The organism is Sphingomonas sp. GW822-FHT03G08 (genome assembly GCF_058801135.1).
This window is the reverse complement of the sequence record NZ_JBXAMZ010000001.1, coordinates 2,266,185-2,280,118: the sequence shown is the minus strand read 5'-3', so window position 1 is coordinate 2,280,118 and position 13,934 is coordinate 2,266,185. Positions and strand designations below refer to the sequence as shown.

The window sequence follows — 13,934 nt, the reverse complement described above, 5'->3', positions numbered from 1 at the left end:
GATAGCGCGCCATCGCTACTGGACACCCGCCGCGCCGGCTGGCTACGGCCACGCGAATGCCCGTTATTGCTACCGTCATGAATTCGACCACCGGCCAGCCGATCCAGAAGATGAGCTTCGGCCGCATGCCCAAGCCCTGGGCCTCGTTCAACCTCGAGAGCGGCGAACTGGTCGCGATCGATCGCGTCGATGTGGGCAAGCCCGCGCCGGGCAAGGTGGTGGTGCCGGTATCGGTCTGGGTCACCCCCAAGAAGTAGCGTCGGGCTGCCGCTCAGTTCCTGGGCGGCGCCACCGAATCGCGCGGCACCAGATGGTGCGCGACCAGTTCCAGTCCTGGCGTCATCACGCCGTGCCCACGCAGCAGCGTCTCGACCAGGCGCTCGACCGCGCGTGCCGCCATCTGGCGGATCGGCTGGTGGATCGTGGTCAGCGGCGGCCAGATATAGCCGGTCACCGGCGCATCGTCGAAGCCGACCACGGTAAGGTCGGCCGGCAGCGCCAGCCCCATGCGCTGCGCGGCGAACATCGTGCCCACCGCCATGTCGTCATTGGCGCAGACGATCGCGGTCGGGCGCTGCGGCCCGGCCAGCATTTCTTCGGCCAGGTCGACGCCCGACTTGAAGCTGAAATCGCCGCGCAGGGCGGTTACCGCATCGGCGCTCAGTCCGGCCTCGGCCAGTGCGCGCATAAAGCCGTCATGGCGCCGCTCGGCCGCCGGATGGCCTTCGATGCCCAGCATATAGCCGAAGCGCCGGTGACCGGCCGCGATCACGTGCCGGGCGATTTCATAGCCGGCCGCCTCCTCGTCGAAGCCGATGCTCGGCAGCAGCGCGGAGACGTCGTCGCCTGGCGAGATGCACACGGCGGGGCAGCCCTGGGCGATCAGCCGGCGGGCGAGCGCGACATCGGCGGAAAGCGGCGGCGACAGAACCAGCCCGGCGGTACGTCCTGCGGCAAACAACTCGACGACGCGATCGTCGCGATCCTCGTCCTCGATATGCAGGCTGTAGGTCAGCAGCTCGAAGCCCGCCGCGGCGGCGGCGCGTAGGGCTCCCATCTCGATCGCGGCGAAGTAATGCGAGTTGGGCGGGGCGTCGCGCGAGTTGCAGTTGATCAGGGTGAGCGTCTTGCTCGTCCGGCTCGCCAGGTTGCGTGCCTGCGGGTTCACCCGATAGTCGAGCGCCTCGACCGCGCGCAGTACCTTCTCGCGCATGCGGGGGCTGACATGTGCTTGGTCGTTGAGGGCGCGGGAGACGGTGGCGCGGCCGACGCCTGCCAGGGCCGCCACATCATCGATCGTCGGGGCCCGGCGGGCGGGCTCGGATCCAGGGGCGCCGATCAGCGGCGAGGATTTTGGGAGCGACGACATTTTCGCGGCGATTCGTGGCACAGCCGCCGGCGGATCACCACCTGAAAACGCGTTCCGCACCATCTGGGAGACGTGGTGCCCGGGGACGGAGTCGAACCGCCGACACTGCGATTTTCAATCGCATGCTCTACCAACTGAGCTACCCGGGCACGCCCGGCGAGTGCCGGGGAGCGCGCCTCTTAGTCGGGCGAATCGGGGCTGTCCACCCCCGAATTTACATCCCGGGGCGCCGGCTCTGCAGGGATTCGATATCCCTCTCCCAGCCACTGCAATAAATCGCGGTCCTTGCAGCCCTTGCTGCAGAAAGGCGCGTGTTCGATTACCACCTGCTGCCCACAGACCGGGCAGCCCTTGTTCCGGCTCATTTCAATCCCCTGCCGAGGTGAACACCGTCACCCCGCCGATTCGCCGTGCCAGCTCCGCGGTCCAGCCAGGCTGCTGGGCGAGGCGGCGGGCGATGTTCCTGGTCACCATATGGGTAGTCGGCGGCGGCGGGGGAAGACGCTCGAGCACGCGAAGCTCCGCACGAGTCGCCGCGCCCGCCAGATCGGCGCGCAGCAATTCGGGGAGCGAAGGCCGCACCCGCCGCCGCACGATCTGCAGGAAGCCGAACCCGTTCACCGCGGTCCGCTCGAACGGCTGGGGCAAGGCCGCGTCGATCGCTTCGGCCACCGCATTGCGCGCGTCCTTGCCGACCAGCGTGGGGAAATCGATACCGATGGACCCCGCGATCCCGAGCCGCTCGATCGCCCGCGCCACCGCATGCGCGGCCGCGACCGACAAGGTCTCGAGATTGCCCGAGCCATCGACGTCGAACAGCGCCATCGCCGGGGTAGGGGAGAGGCGCAGCGCGCCGCCCGCGAACCCGATCTCGCCGGTGATCGCCTCGTCGAGCACTTCGGACCAGCCCGCTTCCTCCAGCGCATCGGGCTCGTGCGCGCGCAGCACCCGTACCGGCAGGCCGCTCGCGGTGATCCGATCGAGCAGCGTCGGCCCGTCGGACAGGGGCTCGTCGCTCGGCACCGCCTTGGGCAGCTTGGCGCGGCCGGGCTCGGGAATCGCCTCGCGGGTGATCTTCACCCGCAGCCTGGCGCCCTGGGTCACGGTCCTGGGGATATGGTCGCACAGCGCCTCGCCGCCGCCGTCGAGCGCGATCAGCTTGGCGGCCTTGTCGACCAGCCGCGCCTCGAGCACCGCATCGACGCGCGGACCGGTGTCCTCAAGCTCGATCCGTGCCTTCCAGATGGCGCCGCGCGAGACCAGCGCGGCGCGGTTCTCGCCGATCCCGGCCTCGTAGAGCCACTCAGCCAAGTACGAGGCCTGCCGAAACGAGCAGCGCCCGCGTCTCGAACACGGGCAGGCCGACCACGCCCGAATGGCTGCCGGCGATATAGCGGACGAACGCCTCGGCCTTGCCCTGGATGGCATAGCCGCCCGCCTTGCCCATGCCTTCGCCGGACGCGACGTACCAGTCGATCTCGGCATCGGTCAGCCGCTTGAAGGTGACGATCGTGTCGGAGATGCGGGTGCGCGCCTTGCCGTCGAGCCCGATCAGGCAGATTGCGGACAGGCAATGGTGGCGGCGGCCGGACAGCAGCTTCAGCATGCGGCGCAGATCGGCCTCGTCCTCGGGCTTGGCGAGGATGCGCTTGCCGACCGCGATCGTGGTGTCGCCGGCGAGGACGATCTCATCGGCCGCGCGCTCCACCGCATGCGCCTTGTCGACCGCGACGCGCAGCACATAGGCGCGCGGGCTCTCGCCGGCGCGGACATCCTCGTCCACATCGGGGGCCGCGACCCGCACGGGCTCGGCCCCGATCCGCTTGAGCAGATCGAGTCGGCGCGGCGATGTGGAGGCTAGTACGAGCCGCACGGGGCGGACCTTCAGGCTTCAGGTGCCCGGCCAGCGCCGGGACGATCCGGTGCTGTGCCCCGGATCACTTGAAGCGATAGGTGATACGGCCCTTGGTCAGGTCGTAGGGCGTCAGCTCGACGAGCACTTCGTCGCCCACCAGCACGCGGATGCGGTTCTTGCGCATCTTGCCGGCGGTGTGGCCGAGAATCTCATGGTCGTTCTCGAGGCGAACACGGAACATGGCGTTGGGCAAAAGCTCAACGACCTGGCCCCGCATTTCAAGCAGTTCTTCTTTGGCCAAAAATATGCCTCTCTAGTCAGCGCGCGCTTAAAGTGGCGGTGCCTTTACAGCGCAAGACGGGAAAAGGAAAGGCGGAGAACCCGATGAGGTTCCCCGCCTTGCACCGATATGGGGTGCGGGAGTGGGATTGTCAGCCGGTTGGGCGGGGATTTTGGGTGCGGGGCCAAACCATTTTTCGATCGGCGCTCTTCTTGCTCCCCTCCCTGCAAGGGAGGGGCCGGGGGTGGGTTGCGACCCCGGCGAAGGCCGGGGGAGCCCAGCTAACCGGTGGAGATAAAGAAAAGACCGGGCGTCGAGCCCGGCCTTTTCTCACCCACCCCTAACCCCTCCCTTGCAGGGAGGGGAACTAGTTCCTGCTCCCCGGCGAACGCCGGGGTCCAGGGCCACGGGCGATCCGGCAGAGAAACCCTGGGCCCCGGCGTTCGCCGGGGAAGCGAAAGAGGCGGGGATGATGCACCCCGCCATCCCACTCAGAAGCTGTACTTGGCGATCATCTCGAAGCGGTCGAGGACGCCGTGGGCGCCGGAGACGAGTTCGCGGCGGCCGTGGCGGAACTCCACGCCGAGATCGACCGGCTTGATCGGCGAGTAGAACAGGTTGGCCGAGCCGCTCCACGATTCCGCGGTGGCGGCGGGATCGATCAGGCCGGCCGGATAGTCGGCACTCTGGTAGCTGGCCATCAGCGTCGAGCGCAAAGTGCCCGTCCAGCCGAGGCGCAGCGCGGCGAAGCCGGCGGTGACATCGACCGTCTCCAGCCGGATGCGCCCGGCACTGGCCGCCATCATCGCGTCGGGCACCAGGTTGAGCCCGACATAGCGGCCGATGCCGCTGCCATGCGTCGCCATGAAGCGCAGGTCGTGGCGGCCGTTCGGACCGAAGGGCAGCTTGCCCGCCAGCGACACGCCCCAGCCGGTGGCATCGGCATCGTTGTTGGCGCCCGCCACGGTCAGCTTGCGCGCCAGGCCGGCGAGCGACAGCTCGCTCTTGCCGAGCTTCCAGTTGAGTCGCGCGGTGCCGTCGGGCAGGCGATCGGTGTCGTTCTCGACCAGCGCGCCGCCCACGCTGGCGCTCATCGTCGCCGGGTTCTCGGCCGAGACCGACAGGCTGAGCGTGGGGGTGAGCTTCCGCGTGTAGCGCAGCTGCGACTGGCGGACGAAGACGGTGCCTTCGCTCGGGCCGAGATAGTCGGTCGTCTCCGGCAGCGCCGCGATATACTGGAAGTTGGTCCATTCCTGGCCGGCCAGGAAGCCGTCGAACTGGATGAAGGCGCGGCGCAGCGCCGGGTTATAGGCGTTGACGATGCGCTGGTTGCCGGCGCCGAAACCGGTCTGGAAATCGGTCTCGACCAGGCCCGACAGGGTATGGCCGCCCACCGGCGTGCTCGCCGCGACGACGATGCGCCACTGCTTGGCATGCGTCTCGAAATCGGTGCCGCCCGAGCGGCCGCCGATCGGGATCGCGCCGGGGACGTAGAAGTCGCGGCCGATCGTGTTGGTGGCGATCGTGCCGCCGCTGGTGTGGCTGAACGAGGCGACCGTCTTGAAGAAGCCGCTGATCTTCACGCTGGGACCGACGTTCGCCGGAGCCTTGGGCGTGGGGACGAGGGGAGGCGTGACCGCCGCCGCAGGGGTTGCAGCGGCGACGGTCACGGGGCGGTCCAGGGACGCGGGGGCAACCACGCCGGGGTTCCTGGACCGCTCGGCAGCGAGGGCGCTGCGGAGCTCGGCGACTTCGGCATCGAGCGCGCCCAGACGCGCTTCGAGTGCCTTGAACCGGTCGCTGTCGGTCTGCTGGGCAAGGGCCGGGGTGGCCCAGGCGCCAGCGATGGTTCCGGCCAGCAGGGCCGGTGCGAATTTGCGCGAGAACATGGGGGAGTCCTTTGAGAAGCGGGCTTTGGGCGATCGGTTGACTGCTCCCCGGCGAACGCCGGGGCCCAGGGTCGCAAGCGAGCCGGCAGAGAAACCCTGGGCCCCGGCTTTCGCCGGGGAACTGGGGTTTAGAAGCTGGCCCAGTCGCCGGCGTCCGCGGTTGCCCGGGCGATCGGCACGGCGGCCGGGCGGGGCTTGGCGGCTGCGGCCGGCCTGGCCACCGATCGCGTCGCGCGGGGCGCGTCCTCGGTGCGGAACTGGGCGGCGCGGTCGGCGAGGTGGTCGACTTCGCCCGAGAGGCTGCGTGCCGCCGCCGAGGTCTCTTCGACCATCGCCGCATTCTGCTGGGTCGAGGTGTCCATCGCCGAGACGACCGAGGCGATCTCGCCGATCGTGCTCGACTGGGCGCGGTTGTCCTCGGCCATCTTCGCGACCAGCTCATGGACCTGCTCGACGCTGCTCGAAATGTCGGCCAGCGCACCGTCGACTTCGCGGACCCGGTCCACCGCCGAGACGATGTCGGTCTGGGTGGCGGTCAGCTGGTCGCGGGCGCGGCCGGCTTCCTCCTCCGAGCGCATCGCCAGCGCCGAGACCAGGTCGGCGACGACCGCGAAGCCACGGCCCGCCTCGCCGGCGCGGCCCGCCTCGACGGCGGCGTTCATCGCGAGGACGCGGGTCTGGAAGGCGATCTTGTCGAGGCCCTCGATCACGCTGTCGATGCCCTTCGAGCTGTCGGCGACGCGGGTCATCGCCTGGACCGCTTCCTCGGCGATCGCACGGCCGCCCGAGACGGTGCTGATCGCGCCATCGGCCTGGGCCACGGTACGGGTCGAGGCTTCGCTCGAGCTTTCGAGGCGACCGCGCATCTGGGTGAGTGAAGCGGAGGTCTCCTCGAGGCTCGCGGCATTGGCTTCGGTACGGCGGGCGAGGTCCTCCGAGGCCGAGGCGATCTCGCTCGCGCCGGTGCGGATCGCCACCGCGGCGGTGGACAGCGCGCCGATCAGGTCGCGCAGGTTGCCGACGGCCTTGTTGTAGTTGGACTTAAGCGTGCCGTAGGACGCCGGGAACTCGGCCTTGATCTCGGCGGTCAGGTCGCCTTCCGACAGCTGGCCGAGCTGCTGCGAGACCGTGTCGACGACGAACTGCTGTTCCGCATCGGCCTTGGCCTTGGCAGCCTCGGCGCGCTCCTTGGCGACGGCGGCTTCGCGGAACACTTCGAGCGCGCCGGCCATCTCGCCGATCTCGTCGCCGCGGCTCAGGCCGGGGATCTCGCTGTCCTTGTCGCCATCGGCGAGACCACGCATGCGCCGCGTGATCGCGACCAGCGGCAGCTTGATCGTGCGGCCGAGCATGAAGGCCATGGCGTTGACCAGCAGGATCACGACCAGCGCGATACCGCCCTGGCGCCACGCGGCGGCGCCGACGGCGGCTTGCACGTCGTCGACATAGACGCCGCTGCCGACCACCCAGCCCCAGGGCGCGAAGCCCTTCACGAACGAGATCTTGGGCTGGGGCTGCTCGCTGCCCGGCTTGGGCCAGCTATAGTCGAGAAAGCCCTCGCCCTTGGCGCGGACGATGTCGACCATCGAGGTGAATACCGGCACGCCGTTCGGATCCTTGGTGGCGGACACGTCCTGGCCGACCAGCGCCTTGTTCATCGGGTGCATCAGCATCCGTGGCTGCATGTCGTTGATCCAGAAGTATTCCTTGCCGGAATAGCGCATCGCCGAGACGGCCTGGAGCGCGGCGGCCTGTGCCTGGGCGCGGGTCATCCGGCCGGCCTGCTCCTCGGCCTGGTAATGGGCGATCGTGCTGTAGGCGACCTCTACGGTCTTGCGCGTCTGGTCGGCGATGCCGCCGCGCATGACGCTGCTCAGCTGCATCAGCGACAGCACCGTGACGAGCACCAGCCCCAGGAACGAGGCCACACCGATCAAATTGACCCTTGCACCAATCTTCAATCGCACCAGCCGGATCCCTTTTTTCCTGTTTCGGGATCATTATAGGCGGCGGGACAGATGCAGTTTTTGCAACTGTGGCGGTGGGCGCGACAGATGATGTAGCGATAAATCACGCAATTTCAGTATTTTATTGCCGAGGTGCGTGGCGCGATGCGGCATGAATTACGAATTTTACGTACGTATTCTTACGGAGGGATTTGTGGCAAACTATTGCCGGAAAAGGGGAAAATCGGCCCTTCGCGGCGACGATGTCGCTTTTTGCAATCGCAAAACGGCGGGGCGATCCCGCCCCGATCGGGCATGAAAAAGGGCCGCCGGATCGCGCCGGCGGCCCCTCAGTTTCAGGTGGCCCGGATCAGCCCGCGCCGTGGCCCGCCAGCGCCGCGAGCAGCAGCAGCGCGACGATGTTGGTGATCTTGATCATCGGGTTCACCGCCGGGCCGGCAGTGTCCTTGTAGGGATCGCCGACGGTGTCGCCGGTCACGGCCGCCTTGTGCGCGTCCGATCCCTTGCCGCCGTAATTGCCGTCCTCGATATATTTCTTGGCATTGTCCCAGGCGCCGCCGCCCGAGGTCATCGAGATGGCGACGAACAGGCCCGAGACGATCACGCCGAGCAGCATCGCGCCGACCGCGGCGAAGCCCTGCGACTGGCCGGCGACCGCGGTGATGATGAAGTAGATCGCGATCGGGCTGAGCACCGGCAGCAGCGAGGGGACGATCATCTCCTTGATCGCCGCCTTGGTGACGATGTCCACCGTGCGGGCATAGTTGGGACGGCTGGTGCCGGCCATGATGCCCTTGTCGTTGGCGAATTGCTGGCGGACGTCCTCGACCACCGAACCCGCCGCGCGACCGACGGCGGTCATGCCGAAGGCGCCGAACAGATAGGGTAGCAGCGCGCCGAGCAGCAGGCCGACGATGACGTACGGGTTGTTCAGGCTGAAATCGACCGGGACGTCCGGGAAGAACTCCTTGAGGTCGGTCGTATAGGCGCCGAACAGCACGAGGGCGGCGAGCGCGGCGGAGCCGATCGCATAGCCCTTGGTCACGGCCTTGGTGGTGTTGCCCACCGCGTCGAGCGCGTCGGTCTTGTGGCGGACTTCGTCCTCGAGCCCGGCCATCTCGGCGATGCCGCCGGCATTGTCGGTCACCGGGCCATAGGCGTCGAGCGCGACGACCATGCCGGCCAGCGCGAGCAGCGAGGTCGCGGCGAAGGCGACGCCGATGATCCCGGCGATCTGGTAGGCGGCGATCACCGCGACGACGATGACGAGCGTCGGCAGCGCGGTCGATTCGAGGCTGATCGCCAGGCCCTGGATGACGTTGGTGCCATGGCCGGTCACCGATGCCTTGGCGATCGACTTGACCGGGCGATAGTTGGTGCCGGTGTAATATTCGGTGATCCACACCAGCAGGCCGGTCACCGCCAGGCCGATCATCATGCAGATGAACAGGCTCATGCCGGTGAACTGCGCGCCCGAGGCGAGCCCCGCCGCCGCTTCCGGCGTGATCGCGTCGCTCGGCTCGAGGAAGGCGCTGGGATCGACCGGCAGCGCGCCGATCACCGCATGCATGTCGCCAAGCGTATACTGGGTGGCGAACCAGATGGCGGGCACCGAGAGGATCGCGGTGGTCCAGAAGCCCTTGTAGAGCGCGCCCATGATCGACTGGCTCTTGCCCAGGCGGACCATATAGGTGCCGATGATCGAGGTGATGATGCACACGCCGCCGACGATCAGCGGCAGCGCCATCAGCTTGAGCAGCAGCTCGGGCGCGAGGTTCTTCACCAGCAGCGCGATCGACACCATGGTGAGGCCGAGCGTCACGACATAGGTCTCGAACAGGTCGGCGGCCATGCCCGCGCAGTCGCCGACATTGTCGCCGACATTGTCGGCGATCACCGCCGGGTTGCGGGGATCGTCCTCGGGGATGCCCGCCTCGACCTTGCCGACCAGGTCGGCGCCGACGTCCGCGGCCTTGGTGAAGATGCCGCCGCCGAGACGCGCGAAGATCGAGATCAGCGAGGCGCCGAGCGCCAGCGCGGTCAGCGCCAGCGTCACCGCCCGCGAATTGGGCGTGAGGCCGGCGGGGCCGACCAGGTACCAGAACAGCACGGCGATCGCGAGCAGCCCCAGCCCCGCCACGAACATGCCGGTGATCGCGCCCGAGCGGAACGCCAGCGTCAGCCCGCCCTGCAGCGAGCCGCGCGCGGCCTCGGCGGTGCGCACATTGGCGCGGACCGAGATGTTCATGCCGATGAAGCCGGCCGCGCCCGAAAGCACCGCACCGGCCAGGAACGCCACCGTCGGCAGCGTGCCGAGCGTGAAGAACACGACCACGGCGACGATCACGCCGACTATGCCGATCGTAGTATATTGCCGGCCGAGATAGGCCTTGGCGCCTTCCTGGATGGCAGCGGCGATGCTCTGCATCTTCTCGTTGCCCGCCGGCGCGTTCAGCACCTGCTGGCTGGTCAACAAGCCATAGAGCACTGCGAGCACGCCGCAGGCTATGGCGATGTACACAATCGTCATGCGTTCAAGCCCTTCCCCTATTGGATATCGAGCCGCGCCGGTCTGTGTGCCGGATTTAAAAGGCCCGGTATGGGGGAGGCTATCGGGCGCGTGCCCTCAGCGCAAGCCGCTCAGCGATGCTGGTATCCCAGCGCGATTCCCGGGGCCTGCCCATCGAGCAGCAGCGGTGCCTTTCCGGCGGCGATCATCCCGCCGATCCGCGCGGCCGGCACCGGCGGCTCGAACCCGGCGGGCGCGGCGAACAGCAGCTCGTAATCATCGCCCCAGGTGACCGCGCGCAGCGGGTCGGCCCCGGCGGCCACCGGCACCTTCGCGAGCGTGATATCGGCTGTGCAGCCGCTCGCCTCGGCCATGCGCGAGGCATCGAGCAGAAGCCCGTCGGACACGTCCATCATCGCCGTCACGTGCGGCGCCAGCGCCTGCCCGTCGGTCAGCCGGGGCCGCGGGCGCAGATAGGCGCTGCCCTGCCCGGTCTCGAAACCGAGCATCGCCGCGCCGACCGGCCCGGTGATCCACAGCCCGTCGCCCGGCCGCGCGCCGTCGCGCCGCGGCACCGGGGTGAAGGTCGCCCGGCCGATCGCGGTGCAGCCGAAGGTGGCCGGCGAAACCGAGATGGTATCCCCGCCGAGCAGCGGCACGTCATATTCGGCGAGGATCGCCCGCAGCCCCTCGACGAAGCGCTCGGCGCCATCGACCAGCACCGCACCGACCAGCAGGCCCACCGGCTCGGCACCCTTGGCGGCGAGATCGGAGAGGTTGGTGGCGACCAGCTTCCAGGCCACGTCGAACGGATCGGTGCCGGGGCGGTAGTGCACGCCCTCGGCGATCGCGTCATGGGTGAGGACGAGCGTCTCGCCCCCGATCGCCAGGATGGCGGTGTCGTCGCGGAGTTCCTGCGCGCCGGGGTGGAGCGGCAGCGTGCGCAGGGCGGCGATGAACTCGGCTTCGTTCACAATCCAATCCTCCCCCGGAGGGGGAGGGGAACCAGTGAAGCTGGTGGAGGTGTAATCTCCACGAGCGATGAAGCGTGAGGCGCGCTACCCCTCCACCACCGCTTAGCGGCGGTCCCCCTCCCCCTCCGGGGGAGGAATGGGATCAACCCCGCACTTCCTTGGCCACGGCATCGAGGATGCCGTTGACGAAGCCCTTCTCGCGGCGGTCGTAGAATGCGTCGGTCACGTCGAGATATTCGCTGATCGCGGCGCCGACGGGCACATCCTTGCGCGCCATCAGCTCATAGGTGCCGGCGCGCAGGATCTGGCGCATCGGCTTGTCGAGCCGGTCGAGCGTCCAGTCGGCGGTCAGCTTGCCGGCGATGATCCGGTCGATCTCGTCGCGGCGCTCGCTCACGCCGGTGACGATGTCGTCAAAAAAGGCGATGTCCGCCTCGGCATATTCCACGTCCTCGATCGTCGCGCCCAGGCGATGATTGTGGAACTCGTGGAGCAGCGCGGGAATCGAGACCGCTTCCATTTCGTGCTGGTACAGCGCCTGCACGGCAGCGAGGCGCGCGGCGGCGCGCGCCTTGGAACGGGACTTTGCTTGATGGCTTGGCATGCTGCGCCCCATAGGTCGCTTCGGGCGAGTTGGCAAAGCGTCTTGCGATAGGCCCAACTTCGTCATGCTGAACTTGTTTCAGCATCCAAGGAGCCGCGAGGGATATCGTTTGGGGAGAGTTGGACCCTGAAACAAGTTCAGGGTGACGATGAACTCAACCCCGCGGCCACACTTTCAGCGGCGTCCGTGCGGCATAGGCGACGCTCTCGGCGTTGCCCGGCTGGACCTCGATCACATGCTCCGGCCCGAACGGAACCTCCGTCCCCAGCCAGAACTCGTCATTCTCGTCGATGTCGGGTTCGTTATCGAGCAGTCCGAAATAGCCGCCATCGGCGGTTTCGCGGACGACCACCCACATCCGGTCGGTGATCGGCTCCTCGTCTTCCTCCACGGCGATCAGGAAGATCAGCTTGGCGAAGTCGCCGGGCTTAAGGCCGGTGCGGGTCGCTTCGTCGGGCAGGTCGAAGACTTCGGCGTCGAGCGCGTGATAGTCCACCGCGCTTGCCAGGCACCAGCCATCCTCGTCGAGATCGGGCGCGCGCATCACGTGTTCCGCAAGCGAATGGCGACCGACTCGGCATGCGCCGGCAGGCCTTCCGCGTTCGCCAGGGCCACCGCCGCCGGCCCGATCGCCGCCAGGCCGGCCTGGTCGAGCGAGAGGAAGCTGGTGCGCTTCATGAAGTCGAGCACCGACAGGCCCGAGGCGAAACGCGCGCGGCGGCCGGTGGGCAGGACATGGTTCGGACCGGCGACATAATCGCCCACCGCTTCCGGCGTGTAGCGGCCGATGAACACCGAGCCGGCATGGCGCACCATGTCGAACAGCCCTTCCGCCGCATCGCAGGCGAGCTCCAGATGCTCGGGCGCCAGCCGATCGACCAGCGGCATCGCGGCGATGAGATCGGGCACGACGATGATCGCGCCATTGGCATTCCAGCTCGCCCGGGCGGTCCGCTCGGTCGCCAGCTTCGCCAGCGCGCGCTCGACGGCATCGGCGACCTTGTCGGCGAAATCGACATTGTCGGTGAACAGGATCGACTGGCTGGTCGGGTCGTGCTCGGCCTGGCTGAGCAGGTCGGCGGCGATCCAGTCCGGATCGTTGCGGCTGTCCGCCACCACCACGATCTCGCTCGGCCCGGCGACCATGTCGATGCCGACCACGCCGTAGAGCTGGCGCTTGGCCTCGGCCACCCAGGCATTGCCGGGGCCGGTAATCACATCGACCGGCTCGATCGTCTCGGTGCCATAGGCGAGCGCGGCGATCGCCTGCGCCCCGCCGATGCGCCAGATTTCGTCGACCCCGGCGAGATGCGCGGCGGCGAGCACCAGTGGGTTCACTTCGCCGTTCGGGGTGGGCGTGACCATCACCAGCCGGCCGACGCCCGCCGCCTTGGCCGGCAGTGCGTTCATCAGCACCGAGCTGGGATAGGCGGCGCGGCCACCAGGCACATAGACGCCGGCGGCATCGACGGCTTTCCAGCGTGCGCCGAGGCGGATGCCGGTCGAATCGATCTCGTCGCGATCCTCGGGCTTCTGCTTGGCGTGATAGGTGGCGATCCGCTCGGCGGCGAGCTCGAGCGCGTCGCGCAGCTCGGGGGTGAGGCCCTCCCAGGCAGCGAGGCAATCGGCGCGGTCGAGCGTCCAGCCCTGGGCATCGAGGTCGAACCTGTCGAAGCGCTGGGTGAGTTCCCTGACCGCGGCGTCGCCTTCGTTGCGGACGCGGGCGATCATCGCGGTCACGTCGCGCGCGACATCCTCGTCGGCTTCGCGGCGGGCGTTGACCAGATCGGTGAAGGCGGCCGAGAAGCCGGCGTCGGAGGCGTTGAGGCGGATCATGCCGCCACCGCCTTGCGGAACTTGTCGACCAGCGGGACGACATCGGTCGCCCGTGTCTTGAACGCGGCGCGATTGACCACCAGCCGGCTGCTCACCTCGGCGATCACTTCGACTTCGACCAGGCCGTTCTCCTTGAGCGTGCGGCCCGAGGAGACGAGGTCGACGATGCGCGGCGCGAGATCGAGCACCGGCGCCAGCTCCATCGCGCCGTTGAGCTTGATGCACTCGGCCTGCACCCCGCGCGCCTCGAAATGGGCGCGGGTGATGTGCGGATACTTCGTCGCGACGCGGACATGGCTCCAGCCGCGCGGATCGTCCTTCACCGCCAGGTCGGCCGGCTCGGCGACGGAGATGCGGCAATGGCCGATGCCGAGATCGACCGGCGCGTAGAGCTCCGAATAGTCGAACTCGGCAAGCACGTCCGACCCGACAATGCCGAGCTGCGCGGCGCCATGCGCGACAAAGGTCGCCACGTCGAACGCGCGCACGCGGATCAGGTCGATCGCCGGCGTGTTGGTCTTGAAGCGCAGCGCGCGCGAGCTTTCGTTCGAGAAGTCGGGCTCGGGGATGATACCGACGCGGGCGAGCAGCGGCAGCGCCTCGTCGAGGATGCGCCCCTTGGGGACGGCAAGGATCAGCGGTTCGGTCATC

The 13,934-nt window shown here is 68.3% G+C and carries 14 protein-coding genes and 1 tRNA gene; 1 reads left to right on the top strand and 14 read right to left on the bottom strand.

The features are described from left to right. The first annotated feature begins 77 nt into the window (after positions 1-77). On the top strand, positions 78-257 hold the full coding sequence (locus AC1RJ5_RS10395; protein WP_446745986.1) for a hypothetical protein: 180 nt from the start codon (positions 78-80) through the stop codon (positions 255-257). A 14-nt stretch (positions 258-271) separates the two neighbouring features. Here AC1RJ5_RS10395 and AC1RJ5_RS10390 read toward each other — a convergent pair whose 3' ends face one another. From AC1RJ5_RS10390 to hisG, 14 genes are all read right to left on the bottom strand, one after another. Continuing rightward, entirely contained in the window at positions 272-1,369 is a 1,098-nt protein-coding gene (locus AC1RJ5_RS10390; RefSeq protein ID WP_269573958.1) for a LacI family DNA-binding transcriptional regulator, read from the bottom strand. A 73-nt stretch (positions 1,370-1,442) separates the two neighbouring features. After that, a tRNA-Phe gene (locus AC1RJ5_RS10385) sits at positions 1,443-1,518 on the bottom strand. A gap of 30 nt (positions 1,519-1,548) precedes the next feature. Continuing rightward, positions 1,549-1,734, bottom strand: coding sequence for a DNA gyrase inhibitor YacG (locus AC1RJ5_RS10380; RefSeq protein ID WP_269573959.1), 186 nt, complete (start codon positions 1,732-1,734; stop codon positions 1,549-1,551). A 1-nt stretch (position 1,735) separates the two neighbouring features. After that, positions 1,736-2,680, bottom strand: coding sequence for a ribonuclease E/G family protein (locus AC1RJ5_RS10375; RefSeq protein WP_269573960.1), 945 nt, complete (start codon positions 2,678-2,680; stop codon positions 1,736-1,738). Continuing rightward, positions 2,673-3,242, bottom strand: coding sequence for a Maf family protein (locus AC1RJ5_RS10370; protein ID WP_493113174.1), 570 nt, complete (start codon positions 3,240-3,242; stop codon positions 2,673-2,675). Before AC1RJ5_RS10370 ends, AC1RJ5_RS10375 begins: the two co-directional genes overlap by 8 nt. A 64-nt stretch (positions 3,243-3,306) precedes the next feature. Beyond that, positions 3,307-3,525, bottom strand: a complete 219-nt coding sequence (gene infA, locus AC1RJ5_RS10365; RefSeq protein WP_003049127.1) for a translation initiation factor IF-1 — start codon at positions 3,523-3,525, stop codon at positions 3,307-3,309. Between the two features lie 470 nt (positions 3,526-3,995). Beyond that, complete coding sequence (locus AC1RJ5_RS10360; RefSeq protein ID WP_493113172.1) at positions 3,996-5,393, bottom strand: DcaP family trimeric outer membrane transporter; 1,398 nt, start codon at positions 5,391-5,393, stop codon at positions 3,996-3,998. A gap of 128 nt (positions 5,394-5,521) precedes the next feature. Next, on the bottom strand, positions 5,522-7,360 hold the full coding sequence (locus tag AC1RJ5_RS10355; protein WP_493113170.1) for a cache domain-containing protein: 1,839 nt from the start codon (positions 7,358-7,360) through the stop codon (positions 5,522-5,524). Positions 7,361-7,709: 349 nt separating this feature from the next. Continuing rightward, positions 7,710-9,890, bottom strand: coding sequence for a sodium-translocating pyrophosphatase (locus AC1RJ5_RS10350; protein ID WP_269573963.1), 2,181 nt, complete (start codon positions 9,888-9,890; stop codon positions 7,710-7,712). Between the two features lie 110 nt (positions 9,891-10,000). Then, a complete protein-coding gene (gene thiL, locus AC1RJ5_RS10345) occupies positions 10,001-10,846 on the bottom strand; it encodes a thiamine-phosphate kinase (RefSeq protein ID WP_342251077.1) in 846 nt (281 codons plus the stop codon). Positions 10,847-10,985: 139 nt separating this feature from the next. Next, positions 10,986-11,447: a transcription antitermination factor NusB gene (gene nusB / locus AC1RJ5_RS10340; protein WP_269573964.1), complete on the bottom strand. Its 462-nt coding sequence runs from the start codon at positions 11,445-11,447 to the stop codon at positions 10,986-10,988. Positions 11,448-11,601: 154 nt separating this feature from the next. Further along, on the bottom strand, positions 11,602-11,991 hold the full coding sequence (locus AC1RJ5_RS10335; protein WP_342251063.1) for a hypothetical protein: 390 nt from the start codon (positions 11,989-11,991) through the stop codon (positions 11,602-11,604). Continuing rightward, complete coding sequence (gene hisD / locus AC1RJ5_RS10330; RefSeq protein ID WP_493113167.1) at positions 11,991-13,283, bottom strand: histidinol dehydrogenase; 1,293 nt, start codon at positions 13,281-13,283, stop codon at positions 11,991-11,993. The genes AC1RJ5_RS10335 and hisD overlap by 1 nt, the downstream gene beginning before the upstream one ends. Next, on the bottom strand, positions 13,280-13,933 hold the full coding sequence (hisG, locus tag AC1RJ5_RS10325; protein WP_184161073.1) for an ATP phosphoribosyltransferase: 654 nt from the start codon (positions 13,931-13,933) through the stop codon (positions 13,280-13,282). Before hisG ends, hisD begins: the two co-directional genes overlap by 4 nt. Position 13,934 lies beyond the last annotated feature (1 nt).

Excerpts from the sequence above, each read along its gene's own strand:
- AC1RJ5_RS10395 (WP_446745986.1), top strand. The coding sequence starts at position 78 with ATGAATTCGACCACCGGCCAGCCGATCCAGAAGATGAGCTTCGGCCGC.
- AC1RJ5_RS10350 (WP_269573963.1), bottom strand. The coding sequence starts at position 9,890 with ATGACGATTGTGTACATCGCCATAGCCTGCGGCGTGCTCGCAGTGCTC.
- nusB (WP_269573964.1), bottom strand. The coding sequence starts at position 11,447 with ATGCCAAGCCATCAAGCAAAGTCCCGTTCCAAGGCGCGCGCCGCCGCG.
- AC1RJ5_RS10380 (WP_269573959.1), bottom strand. The coding sequence starts at position 1,734 with ATGAGCCGGAACAAGGGCTGCCCGGTCTGTGGGCAGCAGGTGGTAATC.
- AC1RJ5_RS10390 (WP_269573958.1), bottom strand. The coding sequence starts at position 1,369 with ATGTCGTCGCTCCCAAAATCCTCGCCGCTGATCGGCGCCCCTGGATCC.
- hisG (WP_184161073.1), bottom strand. The coding sequence starts at position 13,933 with ATGACCGAACCGCTGATCCTTGCCGTCCCCAAGGGGCGCATCCTCGAC.
- AC1RJ5_RS10335 (WP_342251063.1), bottom strand. The coding sequence starts at position 11,991 with ATGCGCGCGCCCGATCTCGACGAGGATGGCTGGTGCCTGGCAAGCGCG.
- AC1RJ5_RS10360 (WP_493113172.1), bottom strand. The coding sequence starts at position 5,393 with ATGTTCTCGCGCAAATTCGCACCGGCCCTGCTGGCCGGAACCATCGCT.
- hisD (WP_493113167.1), bottom strand. The coding sequence starts at position 13,283 with ATGATCCGCCTCAACGCCTCCGACGCCGGCTTCTCGGCCGCCTTCACC.